This window comes from Pseudomonas sp. TE3910, from assembly GCF_056279025.1.
Map to the genome: position 1 here is coordinate 2,355,767 of NZ_JBWBQN010000001.1, position 23,407 is coordinate 2,379,173.

Below are 23,407 nucleotides of genomic sequence, written 5' to 3' on the forward strand. Positions count from 1 at the left end.
AAGCCATCGTCGCAATGAAAGTGCATTGAAAGGTTAGTGAAAGCTTCACCTCATAGCATCCCTTCACGGCCCTCTCTGGAAGCCGATAAGCGAACCTCAAGGCTCGCGCTAATAAGAACAATAACGGAGTGATCCACCATGCTGTCGATGCAGCTGCAGGCGTTCGCGCCTACCCGTCATTTGCGTACCCGCCCTACCGCTATTGCCAGCGCACTCGCCCTTGCTGGCGTTGCACCGCTGAGCCAGGCCGCTTTCATCGAAGACAGCAGTGCCAGCTTTGAAACCCGCAACATGTACTTCAACCGTGACTTTCGCGACGGCACCAGCGCCCAGCAATCCAAACGCGACGAATGGGCCCAGGGCTTCATGCTCAACCTGGAGTCAGGTTACACCGAAGGGACCGTTGGCTTCGGCATCGACGCCCTGGGCATGCTGGGCATCAAGCTCGACTCAAGCCCCGACCGTACCGGCACCGGCCTGCTGCCGACCCACGACAATGGCTATGCCGCCGATGAGTACTCCAAGCTGGGCCTGACCGGCAAGGTGAAGATCTCCGCCACCGAACTGAAGCTCGGTACGCTGATCCCCGAACTGCCGACCCTGCAGCCCAATGACGGGCGCATCCTGCCGCAAACCTTCGAGGGCGGCCTGCTGACCTCCAAGGAAATCAAGAACCTGACCTTTACGGGCGGTCGCCTGGAAAAGGCCAAGGACCGCGACGACACCAACAAGGAAGACATCGCCCTCAACAACAAGAACGGTCGCTTTCTCGGCACCGTCGCCGGCAACCACTTCGACATGGCGGGCCTGGACTACCGGTTCACCGATCGGATCACCGGCAGCTACCACTACGCCCAACTCGACGATGTGTACCGCCAGCACTTCGTCGGCATGCTCGCCAGCCAGCCGATGGGCCCAGGCACCTTCGGCGCCGACCTGCGTATGGCCTTCAGCGATGACCAGGGCCAGGCCCGTGGCGGCAAGATCGACAACACCGCGCTCAATGGCCTGCTCAGCTACGCCCTGAACGGGCACAAACTCAGCGCCGCCTACCAGCATATGTCCGGTGACAGCGCCTTCCCGTATGTCGACGGCTCCGACCCGTACCTGGTGAACTTCGTCCAGATCAACGACTTCGCCGGTGCCGATGAGCGCTCATGGCAGGTGCGCTACGACTACGACTTCGCCAAGCTGGGGATACCTGGCCTGACCTTCATGAGCCGCTACATAAACGGCGACAATGTCAGCCTGGCCAACGGCGGCGAGGGCAAGGAGTGGGAACGCAACAGCGAGTTCAAGTACGTCGTCCAGAGCGGCACGTTCAAGAACGTCGCCGTACGCCTGCGCAACGCGACCTACCGCTCGTCGTTCGCCCGTGACGCCGACGAAGTGCGGCTGCTGGTGAGCTACAACGTGGCGCTGTGGTAAGCCCAATAACAATAATATCCGAGGAGAATGACCATGACCTTTTCCCTGCGCCGTATTGCCCTTGCCACTAGCTGCCTGTTACTGGCCGGCCATGTCCTGGCTGGCGAACCGAAACGCCCCGAATGCATCGCCCCGGCTTCGCCCGGTGGCGGTTTCGACCTGACCTGCAAGCTGGTACAGAGCGCACTGGTCAACGAAAAAATCCTCACCAAACCGATGCGCGTGACCTACATGCCCGGCGGTGTCGGCGCCGTGGCGTACAACGCCGTGGTTGCCCAGCGCCCCGCCGACGCGGGCACCCTGGTTGCCTGGTCCAGCGGCTCGCTGCTGAACCTGGCCCAAGGCAAGTTCGGTCGCTTCGATGAAAACGCCGTACGCTGGCTGGCGGCAGTCGGCACCAGCTATGGCGCCATTGCAGTGAAGAGCGACTCCCCCTACAAGACCCTCGACGATCTGGTCGCGGCACTGAAGAAAGACCCGAGCAAAGTGGTGATTGGCTCGGGCGGTACCGTCGGTAGCCAGGACTGGATGCAGACCGCACTGATCGCCAAGGCTGCGGGGATCAACCCGCGGGACCTGCGTTATGTGGCGCTGGAAGGCGGCGGTGAAATCGCCACGGCACTGCTGGGTGGGCACATTCAAGTGGGCAGTACCGACATTTCCGACTCCATGCCACACATCCAGAGCGGCAACATGCGCCTGCTGGCGGTGTTTGCCGAAAAGCGCCTGGACGAGCCGGAAATGAAAGACATCCCCACCGCCAGGGAACAGGGGTACGACATTGTCTGGCCAGTAGTGCGCGGCTTCTACTTGGGGCCGAAGGTCACAGACGAAGAATATGCCTGGTGGAAAGACGCCTTCGACAAACTGCTGGCCTCTGAAGACTTCGCCACATTGCGTGATCAGCGCGAACTCTTCCCCTTCGCCCTGACGGGCAATGAGCTGGACACCTACGTGAAGAAACAGGTGGCGGACTACAAGGCCCTGGCCAAGGAATTCGGCCTGGTTCAGTAACCCGCTTATCCAGAAAGCCTATCGCTGGCAAGGCACCTACACCGCCCCGTAGGCGTCAGCCTTGCCGGCGATCCCCTGCCCCAAAGAGGATTCACCATGATCCTGCAACGACTCTTCGCCTTCGTTTTGTTGGCGGCATGCGCCGTCCTGGCCGTCATGGCCTGGCCCTACCAGGCCGCCTTTTCCTACGAACCGGTCGGCCCCCGCGCCTATCCCCTGCTGATGCTTGGCCTGATGAGCGCAGCATTGCTGTACCTGCTGTTTCGCCCCACCCCCATCGTGCACAGCGACGATGAACCGGCGCTGGACCGCGCCACGCTGAACAAGATCGGCGTCTGTGTACTGCTGTTACTGGTCTTCGCAGCCACCTTCGAGCCGCTGGGCTTCATCCTCAGCAGCATCCTGATCGGTGTACCGATGGCACGTCTGTACGGCGGTCGCTGGCTGCCCAGCGCCGCCATCATCGGCGTGATGAGCATTGCCCTGTACCTGTTGTTCGACCGGGTGATGGATGTGCCGCTGCCCCTTGGCCTGCTCGACATTCTGGAGAATTGACATGGATACCCTCAGCTATCTGGGCCAAGGCTTCGGCGTCGCCCTGAGCCCCTACAACCTGGTCACCGCCCTGGCCGGTACCCTGATCGGCACCGTGGTCGGCTTGCTACCGGGCCTGGGCCCGATCAACGGCGTCGCCCTGTTGATCCCCATTGCCTTTGCCCTGGGCCTGCCGCCAGAGTCGGCGCTGATCCTGCTGGCAGCGGTGTACCTGGGCTGCGAGTACGGTGGGCGGATCAGTTCGATCCTGCTCAACATCCCGGGCGAAGCCTCCACGGTCATGACCACCCTCGACGGTTACCCGATGGCGCGTCAGGGCTTGGCCGGCGTGGCCTTGTCGCTGTCGGCCTGGAGCTCGTTCATCGGCGCCCTGATCGCCACCTGCGGCATGGTGCTGTTCGCGCCGTTACTGGCCAAATGGGCGATAGCCTTCGGCCCTGCCGAGTACTTCGTGCTCATGGTCTTTGCCATCGTCTGCCTCGGTGGTATGGCCGGGGACAGGCCGTTGAAAACCTTTATCGCCGCCTTGATCGGCCTGTTCCTGTCCAGTGTCGGGATTGATGCCAACAGTGGTGTGTACCGCTTCACCGGCGACAGCGTGCACATGGCCGACGGTATCCAGTTCGTCGTCCTGGTATTGGGCCTGTTCTCCATCAGCGAGATTCTCCTGCTGCTGGAAAAAACCCACCACGGCCACGAAGCCGTAAAAGCCACCGGACGCATGCTGTTCAACCTCAAGGAAGCGGCATCAGTGTTCGTGGTGAACATTCGCTGCGGCTTGCTCGGTTTCATCATGGGCGTGCTGCCGGGTGCAGGCGCAACGCTGGCCAGCGCCGTGGCCTACATGACCGAAAAACGTATCGCGGGCGCCAGCGGCACGTTCGGCAAAGGTGACAAACGCGGCCTGGCTGCGCCAGAAACGGCGATTGGTGCATCCTGCTGCGGCGCTCTGGTACCGATGCTGACCCTCGGCGTGCCGGGCTCGGGCACTACCGCCGTGATGATCGGCGCCCTGACCCTGTACAACATCACCCCGGGGCCACTGCTGTTCGAACAACAGCCCGATATCGTCTGGGGCCTGATCGCATCGCTGTTCGTCGCCAACATCATGCTGGTGATTCTGAACATCCCGATGATTCGCCTGTTCACCCGTATTCTCGCCGTGCCGAACTGGGCGCTGGTGCCGGTGATCGCGATCATTACCGCCATTGGTGTCTATGCCGTCCACGCCACCACCTTCGACCTGTTCCTGATGATCGGCATCGGCATCTTCGGCTACATCCTGCGCAAGCTCGACTTCCCGCTGTCGCCAATCCTGCTCGGTTTCATCCTTGGTGGTTTGATGGAACAGAACCTGCGCCGGGCCCTGTCGATTTCCAACGGTGCGCTGGACATCCTCTGGGCCAGCCCGATCAGCCTGTCGGTATGGGTATTGACTGCGTTCATGCTGGTACTGCCACTGCTGCGTATCTGGCGTAAACGCAGCGTGCAGCGACGTGCCCTGGCCGATGCCTGATTCAGCACCACAAGGCTGGTGGGCAACCGCACTGGTCGGCCTGGCAGGCGGCTTTCTCGCCAGCCAGGTCGGCTGGCCATTGCCCTGGATGGTCGGCTCGCTGCTCGCCGTCATCCTGGTGCGCTGCCTGACACCCTGGCAACTGAAGGAAATCCCCGGCGGCCGTAAAGGCGGACAATGGATCATCGGTGTCGGCATCGGCCTGCACTTCACCCCAGCGGTGGTCGAGCAGGTGGCGAGCCACTTTGGCCTGATCTTCTTCGGTGCATTGCTTACCAGCTTGTCCAGCGTGGTCGGGGTCTGGCTGTTGCGTCGAACCGGTGAGGATCGAGCCACGGCATTCTTCTCAAGCATGCCGGGTGGCTCAGGGGAGATGGTCAACCTGGGGGCGCGTAATGGCGCGTTCCTCGGCCACGTCGCAGCGGCGCAAAGCCTGCGGGTGCTGGTGGTCGTGCTGTGCGTACCTGCCGCCTTCAAGTTCCTGCTCGGCGACGGTGTATCGCTGCTGCATGCCGGCAACGTCGATTGGCGCTGGCTGGTCGTGGTGCTCCCGTTGGGCGGGCTGACGGCCTGGGCATGGCAACGGCTGCGCCAGCCCAACCCCTGGTTGTTCGGCCCATTACTGGTCGCCGCCAGTGTCAGCATTGGCTGGAACCTGCAGATCGGCTTGCCAGCCGGCGCCAGCCAGATCGGCCAATGGCTGATTGGCAGCGGCCTGGGCTGTCACTTCAACCGAGCGTTCTTCCGCCGCGCGCCGTCCTTTCTTGGGCGAACACTGATTGCCACCTCGTTGAGCATGCTGATCGCGGGGCTCGCCGCCTGGGCCTTGAGCCTCGCCACCCACCTCGATCTGCGCTCACTAACCCTGGGCATGATGCCGGGCGGCATCGCGGAAATGAGCCTGACCGCCGAAACCCTGCAACTGTCAGTGCCGCTGGTAACGGCGTTGCAGGTCATGCGCCTGCTGTTTGTATTGTTTCTGGCCGAGCCCTTGTTTCACCACTGGACCCGGCACAGCGAATAACCTGCCACTTGCGCAAACCGACGAACCAAGCGGTTTGCGCAGCCCACAGGAGGTGCTTCATTTACGCAGGCGGCAGGCGCCAATCGATAGGCGTCAGGCCACGCTGCTCAAGGAAGCGATTGGTCTGGCTGAAATGGCCACACCCGAGAAAACCACGGTAAGCCGACAACGGCGATGGATGCACCGACGTCAGGACCAGGTGCTTGGTGGCATCAATCAATTTGCGCTTGCTTTGCGCATGCGCGCCCCACAGCAGGAAAACCAGGTTTGGCTGCTGCTCACTCACCACTTCAATAATCCGGTCGGTGAAGTGCTGCCAGCCCTTGTTGGCATGGGACGCCGCATTGCCCCGCTCGACAGTCATGGTGGTATTGAGCAGCAACACACCTTGCTCAGCCCAGTGCTGCAAGCAGCCATGGTTGGCAATGTCGATGTTCAGGTCGCGCTGCAGTTCTTTGTAAATGTTCAGCAACGACGGCGGTGTAGGCGTACCTGGTTGCACCGAAAAACACAGACCATGGGCCTGACCGGGGCCGTGGTACGGGTCTTGGCCGAGAATCACCACTTTGACTTTATCCAGCGGCGTGGAATTCAGCGCATTGAAAATCATCGGCCCTGGCGGGTAGATCTCTTTGCCTGCAGCATGTTCCTGGCGCAGAAAGTCTTTCAGCTCCTGCATGTAGGGCTGGTCGAACTCGCTGCGCAAGGCCTGCTTCCAGCTGGGTTCGAGTTTGATACGGTCGTCGTCGGTCATGGTGTCATCCAGAAAACAATGGGGCGGACACTAGGAAACCCGCTCGTGCTTGTCAATCGATCCGACCGACGACCGGCACGATCACCATCAGCGACCATACTTTCGGGATAAACCTGTCGAGGCCTCCCCATGAGCGTGGCGTTTGAAGTATTGACCGGTGTTGACGGTGCTGGCATTGGTATCGCCAGCCTGAACGCACCACAGTCACTCAATGCGTTGTCACTTCCGATGGTCCAGGCGCTGTACACGCACCTGCAGGCCTGGGCTGAAGACCCGCGCATTGCCTGCGTACTGCTGCGTGGTAACGGCGACAAGGCGTTCTGTGCTGGCGGCGAGGTACGCAGCCTGGCCCAGGCCTGCCTTGATCGGCCCGGTGAAGTACCGCCGATGGCCGCTCATTTCTTTGCCGCCGAATATCGCCTGGACTACTGCCTGCACACCTACCCCAAACCCGCTATTGTGCTGGGGCCACGGCCATGTACTGGGTGGAGGCATGGGCCTGCTGCAAGCGGCCGGCGTGCGCATCGTCACCCCAAACAGCCGCCTGGCCATGCCGGAAATCAGCATTGGCTTGTACCCGGACGTCGGCGGCAGTTGGTTTCTCTCGCGCCTGCCCGGCAAGTTGGGCCTTTTTCTGGGCCTGACCGGCGCACCGATCAACGCCCACGATGCACTGGACCTGGGCTTGGCCGACCGCTTCATGACCCAAGATCAGCAGGAAAGCCTGATAGAAGGCCTGCTGCAACTGAACTGGCAGGAACAGACGGCCCTGCAACTGAACAGCCTGTTAAAAGCCCTGCAACAGGAAGCCCTGCCTGCTCTGCCAGCCGCGCAGTGGTTGCCCCGCCGCCAGCATCTGGACAACCTGCTTGATGTCGGTGATCCGGTCTGCGCCTGGCGCGCCATCGCCCAGCTACGGCATCAACCCGACACCCTGCTCGACCGTGCCGCACAGACGATGCTTGAGGGCTGCCCACTCACCGCACTGCTAGTCTGGCAACAGATTGCTCGTGCGCGGCACCTGTCATTGGCTCAGGTGTTCCAGATGGAATACACCATCAGCCTGAACTGCTGTCGCCACCCGGAATTCGCCGAAGGGGTGCGCGCGCGCCTGATCGACAAAGACCAGAAGCCCCACTGGCATTGGCCAGACATCAGCCATGTACCCGCAGCAGTGGTAGAGGCGCATTTCAACAAGGCATGGGAAGGTCGCCATCCGCTGGCAGACCTAACACAGCCACTCACGTAGGTGCTGTAGCAGGCCAGCCCGCGCAAGGCGATGCCTTCCGGGGTGCTAGCAGGTGTCAGCGGTTCCAGTTGCGATCCGATCTGCCATCGCGGTCGTGTCCACGACCGTAATCCTGGCCACGACCGTGCTCCTGACCGCGACCATAAGCCCGACCACGGTCATGCTCATGACCACGGCCATAATTGCGGTCATAACCACGGCCGCCATCACGGTCCCGGCGAGGCGCATCCCGGTAGCCATGGTTGTCATGACGGTAACGGGCGTCATAACCACGCCCCTGATAACGGTTGTTGTAGTAAGACTCGGGGGCGGCTCGGTAGTAACGTGGCGCAGGCGCGTAATAACGCTGCTGAGGCACCACATAGTAGCCTCGCCCATACGAGTAGGAAGGCCGGTCGTAGTCCCGATAGGAGTAACGATCTACGGTGTAAACGTCATTGCGGTAGTAGCCATGGTCTCCATAAGGTACGCACGCAGCCATTAATGAACCCAACACTACAATCAGCAAAAGTCGGCGATACATGGCGGCCTCCTGGACCGCTAAGCTGCCATCCAGCGGCGCTGGTCGGCGCCAATCGATGGTCATCGACCGGCACAACATCAGACACGCAAAAGCGCGCCCGGTGCCGCAGACGAAATAATTTGATACAAGGCTTATAACCTTAAAAATCATCCAGTTATTTTTCTCCAAGCCCACTAGAATACAGGCCACTGGTACCAGCAACGGAAATGCCATGCCGTCTCGTTCTGCCTTGTTTTCACAACGCTCGCTGATCCTGGCGTTACTGCTCCTGCTGGGCTGCGGCTTTCTCGCGACGTCTCTGCTCAGCTACTTCGCCTCACGCAGCTCAATCCGTGACAACATCATCAACACCGAGCTGCCACTGACTGCCGACACCCTCTACTCGGAAATTCAGAAAGACCTGGTACGCCCCATCCTGATTTCATCGATGATGGCCAACGACACGTTCCTGCGCGACTGGGTGCTGGCCGGGGAACACGAGCCTGAGCGCATGACCCGCTACCTGAACGAGGTGATGGCTCGCAATCGCGCGTATACCGCCTTCTTCGTCTCCGACCTCACCCACACCTACTTCCAGGCCCAGGGTGTACTCAAGCAGATCGACCTGCAGGAAGCCCGTGATGCCTGGTACTTCCGCCTTCGCAACCTCGATGCGCCTTACGAAATCAACGTCGACCTGGACATGGCCAACCAGGACAACATGGCCATCTTCATCAACTACAAGGTCCTTGATTACCAGAACAACTTCATCGGTGCCGCCGGTGTCGGGCTAAGCCTCGAATCGGTCATCAAGTGCATCGACGACTACCAAAAACGCTACATGCGCAGTGTCTACTTCGCTGATCGCCAGGGCCGCATCGTACTGACCGGGTCTGATGGCGGCCCACAGGGCATGCGAGCCGGGCAACTCTTGAGCGACATAAAAGGGCTGGGTGACCTGGCTCAGCAGATGCCCATCCCCGTCAGCGGTAGCCGCGAATACCGCAGTGCCGACGGCCACAACCAGTTCCTCAACGTGCGCTTCATCCCGGAACTGAACTGGTACCTGTTCGTCGAAAAACATGAAGACGGCCGGTTGGACAGCATCCTCCAATCGCTGTACATCAACCTGGCGATCTGCGCGATGATCACCCTGGTCGTACTCTCGCTGCTCAATGCCATGATCAAACGCCACCAAGAGCGCATCCAGGCCCTGGCCACCCTCGACAGCCTGACCGGCTTACCGAACCGCCGGGCCTTCGACCTGCTTGCCGCACAAGCCTTGCTCGAAGCCCAGCGCGAGCCCAAGCCACTGGTGGCGCTGCTACTCGACCTGGACCACTTCAAAGCCCTCAACGACACCTACGGCCACCTGGGTGGCGACGAAGTGTTACGCCAGTTTGCCCGCGTACTGGAGAGCTGCCTGCGCGTCTCCGACATCATCTGCCGCTGGGGCGGCGAAGAGTTCGTCGTGCTACTCCAGGGCAGCGAGCATCAGCAGGCGCTCGGCGTTGCAGAAAAGATCCGCCAGAAAACCGAGCAACTGGCATTCAGTTATGCTGACGCCGATATCAAGCTGACCGTCAGCATCGGCTTGAGCAGCCTGCGCCCGGACGATACGCTACACACCCTGATCGGTCGCGCCGACCACGCGCTTTACCGCGCCAAGCAAAGCGGGCGCAACCGCGTCTGCACGGATCACGCATGAACGAGCCCAACCTCTGCCCGGCCTGCGGTGCCAGCAACCACTGCAGCCTCGCCAACCCTCGCAGCGCTACGCACGATTGCTGGTGCTACGGCGTCAGCATCGACCCGCAGGTGCTTGAAGCACTGCCGGCCGAGCTGCGTGACAAAGCCTGCCTGTGCCCGCGCTGCGCCCAGGTAGAAGCCCAACTGCAGGCAGCCAAGGACGCCGCAAAGCGCTAAACTGCGCACCCGATACTGGCCCCTCTCGCCCCATGCGCCTCGACCGTTTTCTCAGCAACCTGCCCTGCTACAACCGCCAGCAAGTTCGCCTGCTGCTGGCAGAACGCCGCGTACGCGTCGATGGCACGCAGGTCGGCGACCCACGGCATGAGGTGCGCGAGTTCAGCCGAATCGAAGTCGATGATCAGCTTGTGCAAGCCGGCAGAGCACTGCGCTATTTCATGCTGCACAAACCAGCGGGGTGCGTCAGCGCCACGGTCGACCCACAGCACCGCACCGTCCTTGACCTGCTCGACGAGCCGGACAAACACGACCTGCACATCGCCGGTCGCCTGGACTACAACACCACTGGCCTGCTGCTGATCACCAACGACGGCCAATGGTCCAGGCGCCTGACCCAGCCACAGACCAAACTCCCCAAGGTCTACTACGTCGAAACCGAGCACGTCATCGATGAGCACTACATCGAAAAGTTTCGGGAAGGCTTCTACTTCGCCTTTGAAGACCTCACCACGCAACCGGCAGACCTGACGATACTCAGCCCACACAGCGCTCGCCTGAGCATCGTCGAAGGCCGCTATCACCAGGTCAAACGGATGTTCGGCTTCTTTGACAACAAGGTAATACGCCTGCACCGCGAACACATGGGCCCCCTGCAACTGGACCCGTCGCTGCTGCCCGGCGAGTACCGCGCCTTGCGCCCAGACGAAATCAGCGCGTTCTGACGTCACGACCGCCTGGCAGAAAAATATCGCCAATTACACCAACGGCACTTGCGGGTTCAGCACATGGCTGCTTGAATCCAAACGTCGGTCTGCATGTGACTCGCCAGTCACAACCGTAGTCAAAGACACCTTTTTGCCGGCTACCAGCACCTCGAAGTGATGGGGTCCGGCAGATTGCCCGCCTAGAACAATACCCGTCGACCAGCCTGTAGCGGATCGACAAGGGCCCTCAGTTTCACTTCAAGGCGTATGCCTACCTGTCATAAAGAACGTGCAATCTTGCTTGCGCGATTACCCTTTCTTGCGCCAGGAGTCGACGACATGAGGCCAGAAATTGCTGTGCTGGATATACAAGGTCAGTACCGGGTTTACACGGAGTTCTATCGCGCAGACGCCGCCGAAAAGACGATCATCCTGATCAATGGATCGCTGGCAACCACTGCCTCGTTCGCCCAGACGGTGCGTAACCTGCACCCACAATTCAACGTTGTGCTGTACGATCAACCCTATTCGGGCAAGTCCAAACCGCACAACCGCAACGACCATCTGCTGACCAAAGAGATCGAAGGCCAGATCCTTCTGGAACTGATCGACCATTTTGCTGCCGATCACATCATGTCCTTCTCCTGGGGCGGCGCCTGCACCCTGCTCGCCTTGGCCCACAAGCCACGGCGCATCGAAAAGGCGGTGATCAGCTCGTTCTCGCCGGTGATCAACGAACCGATGCGCGACTACCTCGAGCGCGGCTCACACTACCTGAGCAAGTGCGACCGCTACGAAGTCGGCGCCTTGGTCAACGACACCATCGGCAAGCACCTGCCGTCGCTGTTCAAGCGCTTCAACTACCGGCATGTCAGCAGCCTGGACAACCACGAATACAAGCAGATGCACTTCCACATCAACCAGGTGCTCAAGCACGACCTGGACAACGCCCTGCGCTCGGCCCGTGTCATCGACATCCCGGTACTGTTCATGAACGGGGAATGGGACGAATACACCACCACCGAAGACGCCCAGAAGTTCAGCAAACACGTGCGCAACAGCCACTTCAGCCGTATCCAGAGCGCTGGCCACTTCCTCGACATGGAACACAAGGCCGCTTGCCGCGACTCGCGCGATGCACTGCTGAGTTTCCTCACCCCCTCGCCTCGGGAACACCGCGTACGCACGCCGTTTACCTTGGGAGAACATGCCTTTGCCCTCTGAGCATCGGGGTCGCCGGTAACGCAGCAACCTGCATCACACGCCTTCGGGCACCCGCAAGATGCAGACCTTGCGTTACCGGCCGACCGCACAACACGCGTGAAGAAACGCTTCAATTCCCGCCTCACTTCTGGTACAAAGTCGTCCTGCAGAGCGGGTGTCGTATAATGGCATTACTCCAGCTTCCCAAGCTGATAACGAGGGTTCGATTCCCTTCACCCGCTCCACTTCTTGCTACCCCTCCTTTCACATCTCCCCCTCTCCAAACTGCATCTACCCTCAAGCCATTGCCTCTCGCCTGACTCAAAACAACGCCAGTCGCTTTACTGTCGAAATTTCTTGCAACGTTTCTGCAATCGGGTACAAACAGTTCATCTCGCTGCACCCTGACCAGGCGCCCTGCCCGCCGCAGTGTTTCGGCGCTCGGGAATGAACGCGGCGTTGTTCTGAAACAGTCGAAAGGACCCGTTCATGTTTCTCTCCCGCTGGCTTCCGGGCCTGGCCAATTTGCTGCATTACCGCGCCGAGTGGTTTCGCCACGATCTTCAGGCCGGGCTGTCTGTGGCCGCGATTCAGATCCCTATCGCCATTGCCTATGCGCAAATTGTCGGCCTGCCGCCCCATGTGGGCTTGTATGCCTGCATCTTGCCAATGATTGTCTATGCCTTGGTCGGCAGTTCGCGGCAGTTGATGGTCGGGCCGGATGCCGCCACCTGTGCGATGGTTGCCGGGGCAATTGCGCCGCTGGCGATGGGCGATCCGCAGCGGCTGGCGCAATTGTCGGTGATTGTCACGGTACTGGTGGGGCTGATGCTGATCGCCGCCGGGGCGGCACGGGCCGGGTTTATCGCCAGCTTTTTCTCGCGGCCTATTCTGATCGGCTACCTGAACGGGATCGGCCTGAGCCTGCTGGCCGGGCAGTTAGGCAAAGTGCTCGGCTTTCAGATCGAGGGCGATGGTTTCATTCTCAGCCTGATCAACATGCTGCAGCGCCTGAACGAAATCCATTGGCCGACGTTGGCCATTGGGGTTGCCGGGCTGATTGCACTGATCTGGTTGCCCCGGCACTTCCAACGCTTGCCGGCGGCACTGGTGACCGTGGCCATCGCCACGCTGGCGGTTGGCGTGCTGCGGCTAGACCGCTTCGGCGTTGCCATTCTGGGCGCGGTGCCCGCCGGGATGCCGGAACTGGCCTGGCCGCAAACCAACCTGGCAGAAATGAAAAGCCTGATGCGTGACGCCTTGGGTATCGCGACCGTGAGCTTCTGTAGTGCGATGCTCACCGCCCGCAGTTTCGCCGCGCGCCACGGTTACGCGATCAACGCCAACCACGAGTTTCTTGCACTGGGGTGTGTCGAACCTCGCTGCCGGGGTTTCCCAGGGCTTTGCCATCAGCGGTGCCGACTCGCGCACTGCGGTCAACGATATGGTCGGCGGCAAGAGCCAACTGGTGGGCATTATTGCCGCGCTGGTGATCGCGGCGATCCTGATGTTCTTCACCGCACCACTGGCCTGGATTCCCCAAGCCGCCTTGGGCGCGGTGTTGCTGATGGCCGGCTGGGGGCTGATTGATGTGCAGTCACTGCGCAAGATCCGTGCACTCAGTCGCTTCGAGTTCTGGCTTTGCGTGTTCACCACCGTCGGCGTGCTCGGGGCGGGCGTGCTGCCGGGCATTATCATTGCCGTAACCCTGGCCATCCTGCGCCTGCTGTACAGCATCTACCAGCCAACCGATGCCGTACTCGGCTGGCTACCCGGCGTCGAAGGCCAGGTGGACATTCGTCACCACGAAGATGCCCGCACCGTACCGGGTTTAGTGGTGTACCGCTTCGATGATGCGATTCTGTTCTTCAACGCCGACTACTTCAAAATGCGCCTGCTCGATGCCGTACAACGTGAACACCAGCCCCGTGCGGTGCTGTTCGACGCTGAAGCGGTGAGCACCATCGACGTCAGCGGTATCGCGGCCTTGCGTGAAGTGCGGGACACCCTCAAAGCACAAGGCATCCTGTTCGGCATTGCCCGTGCCCGCGGCAAGTTCTTGCGCATGCTGGTGCGCTCGGGGATCGCGCGGGAACTGGAGGATCGCTTGCTGTTCGGCTCGGTACGGGCCGGCATTCGCGCCTACCGCGTATGGCGCAATCGGAACAAAGAGCTGTTTGCATCGGAGTAAGCGAAACTTCCTACATAACCTTGGGAAGTGCTGACCTTGTTGCACAACGGCATGCCCACTAGCCTTCGGGGGTCGCTGCATATTCAGCGACCAGATGTGGAAGTCTGGACCCTCTATAGGCGTGTATTCCCTGACAGGTGAATGCTGGCGTACTTTTATGCCTGTATGATTTGTTATGGCGGCTACGCGCAGGGCACCCTTTGGGGTGCGCCGGATTCCTATAGACCGGTCTTCCACCCTGCGTGTGGCTGCCACCCTCATGTGGAAGTGAGTCAGGGCAGCTCCTCTATGTCTATAGGAGCTTTACCATGATGAAGATTGTTCCCGACCCACCACGTTGTGCGCCGTATAAAACGGCCTCACTGCCTTTTGGCTCCTGCGACGCAGGGCACCCGCCATTGTTTTCCGTTAACGAAGGCATTAGTGCCGAAGACGCGCTGGTGCATGCCTCCTTGCAACTGAAGGCAGGCATTGATGCCGTCAACCAGACCTGCTTCTGCCACGAGCGCACCCCGGAAGGCTTGCGCTGGGCCTCGCTGCACGCGATGGAGGCGGCCAAAGCGTTGATTGACGCCCTGCTCGACGGGTTCGAGGCACAGGCCATGAAGCGCTAATACCTTCACTGACGCCATCGCAGGCAAGCCTGCTCCTACAAGAACCGCGCTGCTGCAGCACGTGTGGACGCAGTCTTGCCTGCGATTGGGGCCACGCGATCAACCCGCCAGCAACCCCGGCAAGGCATGCACCAGCGCATTGATTGCGAAACCAATGAACATCAACCCGCAGGCCCGGGTGATCCACAGTTCATAGCGCACATATAACGTACGGACCTGGCGCGCGCCCACCAGCGCCACCAGAATCGCGTAGGCCAGCAAGCCACCCACAAAGCTGAGCACGATCAACAAGGGCAGCATCGACCAGGTCAGTGCCTCGGCGCGGCTGGATAACAATGCCGTAAAGGTGGCAACGGCCACCGGGTAGGCCTTGGGATTGGTCAGGCCGAACACCACGCCATGCCAGAACGGCTGACGCACCGGCCCCTGCTGCCCGTCTTCAGCAGACGGGCGACTGCGCAAGGCGCGCAGGCCCAGCCAGAACAGGTACACGCCGCTGATTACGCCCAGGCCATCAAACAACAGGCTGCCAACCTGGCGCGCGCCGACGATAGCCACCAGCGCAGTGCCACACCAGAGCACATCACCCAGCAGGTGCCCACAAAGAAACCCCGCCCCCGCCTTACGCCCACGTGCCGCGCCAATACCGAGCACCGCCAGGACACCGGGGCCTGGGGTAATGCCATAGATAAAGCCGGAGGCGAGTACAGCAAACACAAGCGAAAACGTCATCGGAACACGGGGCCTGAAGAGAGTAAGGCTCGGAAGTCTACGCGGGCTTCCAAAAGCCAGCCACACAGCCGATGGCCTGCGCTGATGACAAGCGGGACGTGCGTGATACAGTCGCGCCCATTCCTTTGCATTACCTGTCTGTGAGCCCTGCATGCCCTCTGCCAACTTCGACGCCACCCTCGCCGCTTGGCCTGAACTGGTCTCCCGCCGCCCTTGCAGCGGCTTGCTGCTGGGCAACGGCGCCAGCCGTATGGTGTGGCGCCCGTTCGCCTATTTCTCATTGTTCGAGCTGGCCCAGCGGGTACGCCACAAACCCTTGGGGCTTACCGATCAGGCCTTGTTCAAGTCCATGGGCACGGAGGTGTTCGAGCCGGTGCTCACGGCACTGAACACCACGGTACGGGTCAATGCCGCCCTGGCCATCAGTTCGTCGGCACCGCTGAACCGCTATTACGCAATCAAGGAAGCGCTGATTCATGCCGTGCGCAGCGTGCATATCCCGTGGAAGCTGCTGCCTGCCTCGACCCTGCACACCCTCAACCAGGAACTGCGCAACTACCGCAGCATCTATTCGAGCAACTACGACCTGCTCACCCATTGGGCGGTGAGCTACGCGCCTGAAGGGTTTCAGGTGCTGTTCGATGAGGAGGGCGTGTTTGACGTACGCCGCAGCCGCGGTGAAGGCCATCGCCTGCTTTACCTGCACGGTGGCTTGCACCTGCTCAAGCAACAGGACGGCAGCACCCGCCAACGCAGTGCCCGCGAAAGCGCACTGCTCGACGGCTTTGCTGTGAACACCCCCGGCGATGTGCCGCTGTTCATCAATGAAAGCAGCAGCGACGACAAACTGCGCGCTATCCGTACCTCGGACTACCTGAGCTGGTGCCACGGCGAACTGGCCAGCCATGAGGGTGGCCTGTGTATTTTCGGGCACCGCCTGGACAGCTCCGACCGGCATCTGGTGGAGGCCATCAAACAGGCCAACCCCGGCCACCTCGCGATTGCGGTACACCCACTGAGCGAAGCAGCGATCATCGGCCAGAAGCAGCACTATGCGGCGTTGTTTGCCGAGCGCCCGGACATCGAACTGTGTTTCTTCGATGCCAGCAGCCACCCGTTGGGGCAGGCTGAATTGGCGGTGGCCGTTCCCCCTGCGAGCAAACGTCGCCGCTAAACGCTGTGCAGGGACTGTATCCGTCGTTTTGTATGCAACTGTTACAAGACCGCACCCAACGCCTGTGGCTCAATGGACGGACTTATCTGCCCAAGGCGTTCCCGCATGTCTACCCGCGAAAACACCGGCATGGCCCTCGGCCTGCTCGGCGTGGTCATTTTCAGCCTGACCCTGCCCATGACCCGTATCGTCGTGCAGGAACTGCACCCACTGCTCAATGGGCTGGGCCGGGCGCTGGTCGCAGCCATTCCCGCCGCAGCGCTGTTGCTCTGGCGTCGCGAAAAATGGCCGACCTGGCAGCAAATGAAAGGGCTGAGCCTGGTAGCGCTGGGGGTCATTCTGGGGTTCCCGGTGTTTTCCGCGTGGGCCATGCAAACCGTACCGGCATCCCACGGGGCACTGGTCAACGGCCTGCAACCGCTGTGCGTAGCGGTGTACGCGGCCTGGTTGTCCCACGAGCGCCCGTCAAAAGCCTTCTGGGCCTGCGCCGCGCTGGGCAGCGTTTTGGTGCTGGCCTACGCCATGATCATGGGTGCCGGGCAGATCCAGGCCGGTGACCTGCTGATGCTCGCCGCCATTGCGGTGGGTGGCCTGGGGTATGCCGAAGGCGGGCGACTGGCGCGTGAAATGGGCGGCTGGCAGGTGATCTGCTGGGCGCTGGTACTGGCCAGCCCGTTGCTGCTCGGGCCGGTGGTGTACCTGGCGCTGCAGCACCAGGGCGAGGTCAGCAGCAAAACCTGGTGGGCCTTCGGTTATGTTTCGCTGTTCTCGCAGTTCATCGGTTTCTTTGCCTGGTACGCCGGCCTGGCGCTGGGTGGCATCGCCCGGGTGAGTCAGGTGCAGTTGCTGCAGATCTTCTTCACTATCGCCTTTTCCGCCCTGTTCTTTGGCGAACAGGTCGAGCCGATTACCTGGGTGTTTGCCACCGGGGTGATTCTGACTGTGGTACTGGGCCGGCGCACACGGGTGCATCCGGCCCAGCGCCCAGCCAAGGTTTAGGCCGCGAGCAAACCGTCAGCCCGCAGCAGGGTTTCCAGGCAGTGCTCCTGAACCCCATAGAACGCTTTGAGTTCCTGGATTCTGGCCATCAACACGCTCGCATCGACCGGATCGCGACGCTTGATCGCCAGGATCATCTTGTTCTTGTTGGTGTGTTCAAGGGAAATGAACTCGAACACCTTGGTCTCATAGCCGCAGGCTTCCAGGTACAGCGCGCGCAAGCTGTCGGTCAGCATTTCAGCCTGCTGGCCCAAATGCAGGCCGTATTGCAGCATCGGCTTGAGCAGGCCCGGGGTGTGCATTTGCGGGCGAATCTGTTTGTGGCAGCACGGCGAGCACATGATGATGGCTGCACCACAGCGGATACCGGTGTGGATGGCGTAGTCGGTGGCGATGTCGCAGGCATGCAGGGCAATCATCACGTCGATGGCGCTGGGCACAACGGTGCGCACGTCGCCATGTTCGAAATGCAGGCCCGGGTGCTCCAAATGAGCCGCAGCCTTGTTGCACAGCTCGACCATGTCCTGGCGCAGCTCGACGCCGGTGACCTGGGCCTCACGCTGCAGGGTGTTGCGCAGGTAATCATGGATGGCGAAGGTCAGGTAACCCTTGCCCGAGCCGAAATCCGCGACACGCAGTGGCTGCTCTGCGCCCAGGGTCGAGCTGCCGAGGGCATGGGAAAACACCTCGATGAACTTGTTGATCTGTTTCCACTTGCGCGACATGGCCGGAATCAGCGCATGCTGCTTGTCGGTGACACCCAGGTCGACCAGGAACGGTCGGCTCAGTTCCAGGTAGCGTTTCTTCTCCCGGTCATGCTCGCCCGCCGGCGCCTGACGTGCCTGCTGTGCTGCGCTGTGGTGCAGCATCGGCTTGCCTTTCTTGCTGAACTCCAACTGGGCTTCATTGCTGAGGCTCTGCAGGTGGGCGTTGCGAAAACTGCCTGGCAGCAGTTCAGCCACCAGTGCCAGGGCTTCGTCGACCGGCAGATTGCGGGTGATGTCGCGGGTTTGGTAGCGGTAGACAAACGACAGGCAAGCCTGGCCCTTGACGGTCAGCGGCTTGGCGATCACCCGTTGCAGGGCTTCTTCGGTGCCGACATGGCGCGCCAGCACCAGTTTGATCAGGGCATTCTGCTGCAGGCAGGTGGCGAGCAGGGCCAGAAACTGCGCACGCGCATCCGGCGCGGCCTGGGCGGTAGGGGTATCGGACATCAGGAGTGGGTGCCTCGGAGTGCGGGGACGCGCCAGTCGGCGCCAGTGCCGGGCATTTTACGTGGATGACCGGCGCAGGCACAGCTTTTGTCGATGATTGCCCTGCCCTTACGGCAATATCACCAGCCGATTGGGCAATTCATTTCGGGCCTGCGTCAGTGGCACATGGGCACTCAACAGTTCGCCACACGCCTGAATACAGTCGAGAAAACCCTGCAAGGTCTGGCCTTGCCCGACCTGCCCGGTGAAGCGCTGCACAATGCGGTCCCAGACCTGATTGTCCAAATGCCGGGAAATGCCTTCGTCGACCAGAATCTCCACATAGCGCTCGGCTTCGCTGACAAAGATCAGCATACCGGTGCTGCCCGCCGTACGGTGCAGGTTCTGTTCAAGAAACTGCCGCCGGGCCAGGTTCGAGGCCCGCCAATGGCGCACAGCGCGCGGAATCAAGCGGGTGGTCAGGCGCGGCACACGAAACACCAGACTGAACACAATGAAGGTCAGCCATTGCGCGATCAGCAGCCCATGCCCACCCGGCCAGCCGCTGAGGTAATAGATGATGCCCGGCAGCACCAGTGCCAGCAGGCTGGCCCAGAGCAGCGGGATATAGGTGTAGTCGTCAGCCCGAGCGGCCAACACCGTGACCAGTTCCGCGTCGGTGTTGCGCTCGACCTGGGCAATCGCCTCGGCGACCTGCCGTTGTTCAAATTCACTGAGCAATGCCATGCACTGTGGCTCTTGTTGATGAGTTATCTACCAGCCGCCCGATGAGCCGCCACCGCCAAAACTGCCGCCACCGCCACTGAAACCGCCCCCACCCGAACCGCCGCCGAAGCCACCAAGGCCGCCACCAAAACCGCCGCCGCGCCCGCCTCGCCCACCGCTCAAGCCCAAGCCTTGCAAGGTGAAGGCGAGTACCACCAGCAAGATGAACAAGCCGATAGTCCAGCCACGCGAGCCGCCTTCGGCCTCTGCGCCCGTCGCCTGGGCCGGTTCGGCCAAGGGGTTGCCCCCCAATACCTGAATAATCGCCGCCGTGCCCTGAACGATACCTTGGCTGAACTCGCCGCGCCGAAACGCCGGGGTAATGATGCTGTTGATGATGACGGAGGACTGGGCATCGGTCAGGCGCTCTTCCAGCCCGTAGCCGACCTCGATACGCAGCTTGCGCGCCTGTGGCGCGACGATCAGCAATGCGCCATTGTCCTTGCCGCGCTGGCCGATCCCCCAGTGCCGTCCTAGCTGGTAGCCGTAGTCTTCAATGCTCATGCCTTGCAGGTCAGGCAAGGTGACCACCACCACCTGCTCACCGCCGCTGGCCTGCTCATGGGCCGCCAACATCTGGCTGAGCTGGGCAATACTGGCCGCATCGAGCAAATGAGCCTCGTCCACCACACGCCCGGTCAGGGCCGGGAAGCTGGGTTCAGCGCGCAGCGCCAAGGCTGCACAGAGCAGTGCCAGCAGCACAGCAGCCTTGAGCAGGCGCATCAGAATTTCACTTCAGGGGCTTTGTCGGCATCGGCACTGGTCGCCTCGAAGGTCTCACGCAGCGGCATGTCGCTGTACATCAAGCTGTGCCAGATACGCCCGGGAAAGGTGCGGATCTCGGTGTTGTAGCGTTGTACGGCGGCGATGAAATCCTTGCGCGCCACGGCAATCCGGTTTTCCGTGCCTTCGAGTTGCGACTGCAGGGCCAGAAAGTTCTGGTTCGACTTCAGCTCCGGGTAACGCTCGGAAACCGCCATCAGCCGGCTCAAGGCCCCGCTGAGTTGAGCTTGTGCCGCCTGGAACTGGCGCAATTTTTCCGGGTCGTCCAAGGTACTGGCGTCGACCTGAATCGAGGTAGCCTTGGCCCTGGCCTCGACAACGGCGGTCAGGGTGGTCTGCTCTTGCTTGGCATAGCCTTTTACCGTCTCCACCAGGTTGGGAATCAGGTCGGCGCGCCGCTGGTACTGGTTCTGCACTTGCGCCCAGGCCGCCTTGACCTGTTCGTCATACTGAGGAATGTTGTTGATCCCACAGCCGGCCAGCAGGCTGGACAGCATCAACACGACCCAGAGCCGTATCGCTTTGGCATGAAGTACCTGCATCGTCATCGTGCTCCTTGATTAACCGTAAAAGTCCGGACTTCAGGCATAATCGCCGGCCATCGCTGGAATGCGATGGCACAATCGGCTAAAAGATCCCAGCCCATTACAACAATAGCTGCTCCCCCAATTTCGGCTGTGCAGTCTCCCTGGTGAATACTGCTCTGAGCCTTGAGAACGAATAGTCATGAACAAACTCTGTTTGCTGGGCCTGCTTGTCAGCCTGGCCAGCCATACCGCCTTTGCCGATACCACTACCGAGCCGCAGAAGAACAAGCAGGCGTTTATTGCCGACCTGATGCAGCAAATGACGCTCGAGGAAAAAATCGGCCAGTTGCGCCTGATCAGCATCGGCCCGGAAATGCCCCAGCCGCAGATCCTCAAGGAAATCGCCGCGGGCAACATCGGCGGTACGTTCAACTCCATCACCCGTAGCGAGAACCGCCCTCTGCAGGATGCGGCGGTGAAGAACAGCCGGCTGAAGATCCCGATGTTCTTCGCCTATGACGTGATCCACGGCCACCGCACCATTTTCCCGATCAGCCTGGCGCTGGCCTCCAGTTGGGACATGAACGCCATCCACACGGTCGCCCGTACCTCGGCAATAGAGGCCAGTGCCGACGGTATCGACATGACCTTCGCGCCCATGGTCGATATCGCCCGTGACCCGCGCTGGGGCCGCAGCAGTGAAGGCTTCGGTGAAGACACCTACCTGGTTTCGCGGATCTCCAAAGTGATGGTCGAGGGCTTTCAGGACAACAACCCGGCATCGGCGACCAGCCTGATGGCGAGCGTGAAACACTTCGCCTTGTATGGTGCAGTGGAAGGCGGGCGCGACTACAACACCGTCGATATGAGCCCGATCAAGATGTACAACGACTACCTCCCGCCTTACCGCGCCGCTGTCGATGCGGGTGCAGGCGGGGTGATGGTGGCGCTCAACTCGATCAACGGTGTACCGGCCACGGCCAACACCTGGTTGATGAATGACCTGCTGCGCAAGGAGTGGGGGTTCAAAGGCGTCACGGTCAGCGACCACGGTGCGATCTTTGAACTGATCAAGCACGGCATCGCCCGTGATGGTCGCGAAGCGGCGAAGCTGTCGATCAAGGCCGGCATCGACCTGAGCATGAACGACTCGCTGTACGGCCAGGAACTGCCGGGCCTGCTCAAGTCCGGCGAGATCAATCAGGCAGATATCGACAATGCCGTGCGTGAAGTGCTGGGCGCCAAGTACGACATGGGCCTGTTCGACAACCCGTACCGACGCATCGGTATCGCCAGCGAAGACCCAGCCGACACCTACGCCGAAGGGCGCCTGCACCGCGATGCCGCCCGTGATGTGGCGCGCCGCAGCATGGTCTTGCTGGAAAACCGCAACCAGACCCTGCCCTTGAAGAAGCAGGGCACCATCGCTCTGGTCGGGCCGCTGGCCGATGCCCCTATCGACATGATGGGCAGTTGGGCCGCGGCAGGCCGCCCGCGTCACTCCGTGACCGTGCATGACGGTATACGCCGTGTGCTGGGCGAACGCGCCCGCGTGATCTACGCCAAGGGTGCAAACATTACCCACGACAAGGCGATCCTCGATTACCTGAACTTCCTCAACTTCGATGCGCCGGAAATCGTCGACGACCCACGCCCTGCGGCAGTGATGATCGATGAAGCGGTCAAGGCCGCGCAGCAAGCAGATGTCGTGGTTGCCGTGGTAGGCGAGTCGCGGGGCATGTCCCATGAGTCGTCCAGCCGCACCACGCTGGAAGTCCCCGCCAGCCAACGCGCCCTGATCACGGCCTTGAAAGCCACCGGCAAACCGCTGGTGCTGGTGCTGATGAACGGCCGACCATTGTCGCTGACCTGGGAACGCGAACAAGCCGATGCCATGCTCGAAACCTGGTTCAGCGGCACTGAAGGCGGCAACGCCATCGCGGACGTACTGTTCGGCGACTACAACCCGTCCGGCAAACTGCCTATGACCTTCCCGCGTTCGGTGGGGCAGGTGCCGATGTACTACAACCACCTGAGCATTGGTCGCCCATACACACCGGGCAAACCGGGCAACTACACCTCGCAGTACTTCGAGGAACCCAACGGCCCGCTCTACCCGTTCGGCTATGGCCTGAGCTACAGCGAGTTCAGCCTGTCGGAGCTGACGCTGTCCAGCAAGACCCTGAAGCCTGGGCAAACCCTCGATGCCAGCATCCGGGTGAAAAACACCAGCAAGCGTGACGGTGAAACCGTGGTTCAGTTGTACGTTCGCGACGTCGCGGCGTCGATTAGCCGGCCCATCAAGGAGCTGAAGAACTTCCAGAAAATCAGCCTCAAGGCGGGCGAAGAACGCATCGTTCATTTCACCCTCAGCGAAGACGACCTGAAGTTCTACAACGCTCAATTGAAGTACGCTGCAGAGCCTGGCGAGTTCAACGTGCAGGTCGGGCTGGACTCAGAGGCCGTGAAACAGCAGAGTTTCGAGCTGCTGTAAGCGGTCGCCGCGATGTCCAAGGGGAAGTGCCGGAAT

Annotated in this window: 20 protein-coding genes, 1 tRNA gene and 2 pseudogenes; 16 read left to right on the forward strand and 7 right to left on the reverse strand. The window is 61.2% G+C overall.

The window, feature by feature from the left end; genetic code table 11:
- Positions 1-138: 138 nt before the first annotated feature.
- The 5 genes from ACZ9H3_RS10650 (at position 139) to ACZ9H3_RS10670 (ending at position 5,537) form a co-directional block, all read left to right on the forward strand.
- On the forward strand, positions 139-1,428 hold the full coding sequence (locus ACZ9H3_RS10650; RefSeq protein WP_065761111.1) for an OprD family porin: 1,290 nt from the start codon (positions 139-141) through the stop codon (positions 1,426-1,428).
- Between the two features lie 33 nt (positions 1,429-1,461).
- Positions 1,462-2,442, forward strand: coding sequence for a Bug family tripartite tricarboxylate transporter substrate binding protein (locus ACZ9H3_RS10655; RefSeq protein WP_065761112.1), 981 nt, complete (start codon positions 1,462-1,464; stop codon positions 2,440-2,442).
- Between the two features lie 96 nt (positions 2,443-2,538).
- Positions 2,539-2,997, forward strand: a complete 459-nt coding sequence (locus ACZ9H3_RS10660) for a tripartite tricarboxylate transporter TctB family protein (protein ID WP_065761113.1) — start codon at positions 2,539-2,541, stop codon at positions 2,995-2,997.
- A 1-nt stretch (position 2,998) separates the two neighbouring features.
- Entirely contained in the window at positions 2,999-4,513 is a 1,515-nt protein-coding gene (locus ACZ9H3_RS10665) for a tripartite tricarboxylate transporter permease (protein WP_065761114.1), read from the forward strand.
- Positions 4,506-5,537 carry an AbrB family transcriptional regulator gene (locus ACZ9H3_RS10670; RefSeq protein ID WP_476220700.1) on the forward strand — a complete coding sequence of 344 codons (1,032 nt, stop codon included), beginning with the start codon at positions 4,506-4,508 and terminating at the stop codon, positions 5,535-5,537. Before ACZ9H3_RS10665 ends, ACZ9H3_RS10670 begins: the two co-directional genes overlap by 8 nt.
- 61 nt (positions 5,538-5,598) lie before the next feature.
- Here ACZ9H3_RS10670 and ung read toward each other — a convergent pair whose 3' ends face one another.
- Positions 5,599-6,291: a uracil-DNA glycosylase gene (ung, locus tag ACZ9H3_RS10675; protein ID WP_476220702.1), complete on the reverse strand. Its 693-nt coding sequence runs from the start codon at positions 6,289-6,291 to the stop codon at positions 5,599-5,601.
- A 129-nt stretch (positions 6,292-6,420) separates the two neighbouring features.
- On the opposite strand from ung, the pseudogene ACZ9H3_RS10680 reads away from it, so the two are divergent.
- Positions 6,421-7,540, forward strand: a pseudogene (locus ACZ9H3_RS10680) (enoyl-CoA hydratase/isomerase family protein).
- A gap of 55 nt (positions 7,541-7,595) precedes the next feature.
- Here the strand turns inward: ACZ9H3_RS10680 and ACZ9H3_RS10685 are convergent.
- Positions 7,596-8,063, reverse strand: coding sequence for a hypothetical protein (locus ACZ9H3_RS10685; RefSeq protein WP_476220704.1), 468 nt, complete (start codon positions 8,061-8,063; stop codon positions 7,596-7,598).
- A gap of 211 nt (positions 8,064-8,274) precedes the next feature.
- Between ACZ9H3_RS10685 and ACZ9H3_RS10690 the strand changes: the two genes are divergently transcribed.
- From ACZ9H3_RS10690 to ACZ9H3_RS10720, 7 genes and pseudogenes are all read left to right on the forward strand, one after another.
- Positions 8,275-9,750 (forward strand): sensor domain-containing diguanylate cyclase, encoded by a 1,476-nt coding sequence (locus ACZ9H3_RS10690; protein ID WP_330523179.1) that lies wholly within the window; start codon positions 8,275-8,277, stop codon positions 9,748-9,750.
- The gene (locus tag ACZ9H3_RS10695; protein ID WP_065761120.1) at positions 9,747-9,968 is read left to right on the forward strand and encodes a cysteine-rich CWC family protein; all 222 of its coding nucleotides are present in this window, start codon (positions 9,747-9,749) and stop codon (positions 9,966-9,968) included. Before ACZ9H3_RS10690 ends, ACZ9H3_RS10695 begins: the two co-directional genes overlap by 4 nt.
- A 32-nt stretch (positions 9,969-10,000) precedes the next feature.
- Complete coding sequence (locus ACZ9H3_RS10700; RefSeq protein ID WP_330523180.1) at positions 10,001-10,693, forward strand: pseudouridine synthase; 693 nt, start codon at positions 10,001-10,003, stop codon at positions 10,691-10,693.
- 321 nt (positions 10,694-11,014) lie between these two features.
- Positions 11,015-11,899, forward strand: a complete 885-nt coding sequence (locus ACZ9H3_RS10705; protein ID WP_330523181.1) for an alpha/beta fold hydrolase — start codon at positions 11,015-11,017, stop codon at positions 11,897-11,899.
- 150 nt (positions 11,900-12,049) lie between these two features.
- Positions 12,050-12,123 (forward strand) — tRNA-Gly (locus ACZ9H3_RS10710).
- Positions 12,124-12,367: 244 nt separating this feature from the next.
- Positions 12,368-14,069: pseudogene (locus tag ACZ9H3_RS10715) on the forward strand (SulP family inorganic anion transporter).
- A gap of 308 nt (positions 14,070-14,377) precedes the next feature.
- Complete coding sequence (locus ACZ9H3_RS10720; RefSeq protein WP_065758674.1) at positions 14,378-14,683, forward strand: DUF3077 domain-containing protein; 306 nt, start codon at positions 14,378-14,380, stop codon at positions 14,681-14,683.
- Positions 14,684-14,782: 99 nt separating this feature from the next.
- On the opposite strand, the gene ACZ9H3_RS10725 is transcribed toward ACZ9H3_RS10720, so the two are convergent.
- Positions 14,783-15,415 (reverse strand): LysE family translocator, encoded by a 633-nt coding sequence (locus tag ACZ9H3_RS10725; RefSeq protein ID WP_099775654.1) that lies wholly within the window; start codon positions 15,413-15,415, stop codon positions 14,783-14,785.
- A gap of 151 nt (positions 15,416-15,566) precedes the next feature.
- Between ACZ9H3_RS10725 and ACZ9H3_RS10730 the strand changes: the two genes are divergently transcribed.
- Entirely contained in the window at positions 15,567-16,589 is a 1,023-nt protein-coding gene (locus ACZ9H3_RS10730) for a DUF4917 family protein (RefSeq protein WP_454240076.1), read from the forward strand.
- 105 nt (positions 16,590-16,694) lie between these two features.
- Complete coding sequence (locus ACZ9H3_RS10735; protein WP_476220706.1) at positions 16,695-17,588, forward strand: DMT family transporter; 894 nt, start codon at positions 16,695-16,697, stop codon at positions 17,586-17,588.
- On the opposite strand, the gene ACZ9H3_RS10740 is transcribed toward ACZ9H3_RS10735, so the two are convergent.
- From ACZ9H3_RS10740 to ACZ9H3_RS10755, 4 genes are all read right to left on the reverse strand, one after another.
- Positions 17,585-18,802, reverse strand: a complete 1,218-nt coding sequence (locus tag ACZ9H3_RS10740) for a class I SAM-dependent methyltransferase (RefSeq protein WP_476220708.1) — start codon at positions 18,800-18,802, stop codon at positions 17,585-17,587. The two genes, ACZ9H3_RS10735 and ACZ9H3_RS10740, sit on opposite strands and share 4 nt — an antisense overlap.
- A 108-nt stretch (positions 18,803-18,910) precedes the next feature.
- Positions 18,911-19,528 (reverse strand): TPM domain-containing protein, encoded by a 618-nt coding sequence (locus ACZ9H3_RS10745; protein ID WP_476220710.1) that lies wholly within the window; start codon positions 19,526-19,528, stop codon positions 18,911-18,913.
- A 27-nt stretch (positions 19,529-19,555) separates the two neighbouring features.
- Positions 19,556-20,290: a TPM domain-containing protein gene (locus tag ACZ9H3_RS10750; protein WP_476220712.1), complete on the reverse strand. Its 735-nt coding sequence runs from the start codon at positions 20,288-20,290 to the stop codon at positions 19,556-19,558.
- Positions 20,290-20,892: a LemA family protein gene (locus ACZ9H3_RS10755; protein ID WP_099775660.1), complete on the reverse strand. Its 603-nt coding sequence runs from the start codon at positions 20,890-20,892 to the stop codon at positions 20,290-20,292. Before ACZ9H3_RS10755 ends, ACZ9H3_RS10750 begins: the two co-directional genes overlap by 1 nt.
- Before the next feature lie 184 nt (positions 20,893-21,076).
- On the opposite strand from ACZ9H3_RS10755, the gene bglX reads away from it, so the two are divergent.
- Positions 21,077-23,371 (forward strand): beta-glucosidase BglX, encoded by a 2,295-nt coding sequence (gene bglX / locus ACZ9H3_RS10760; protein ID WP_476220714.1) that lies wholly within the window; start codon positions 21,077-21,079, stop codon positions 23,369-23,371.
- The last annotated feature ends 36 nt before the right edge of the window (positions 23,372-23,407 follow it).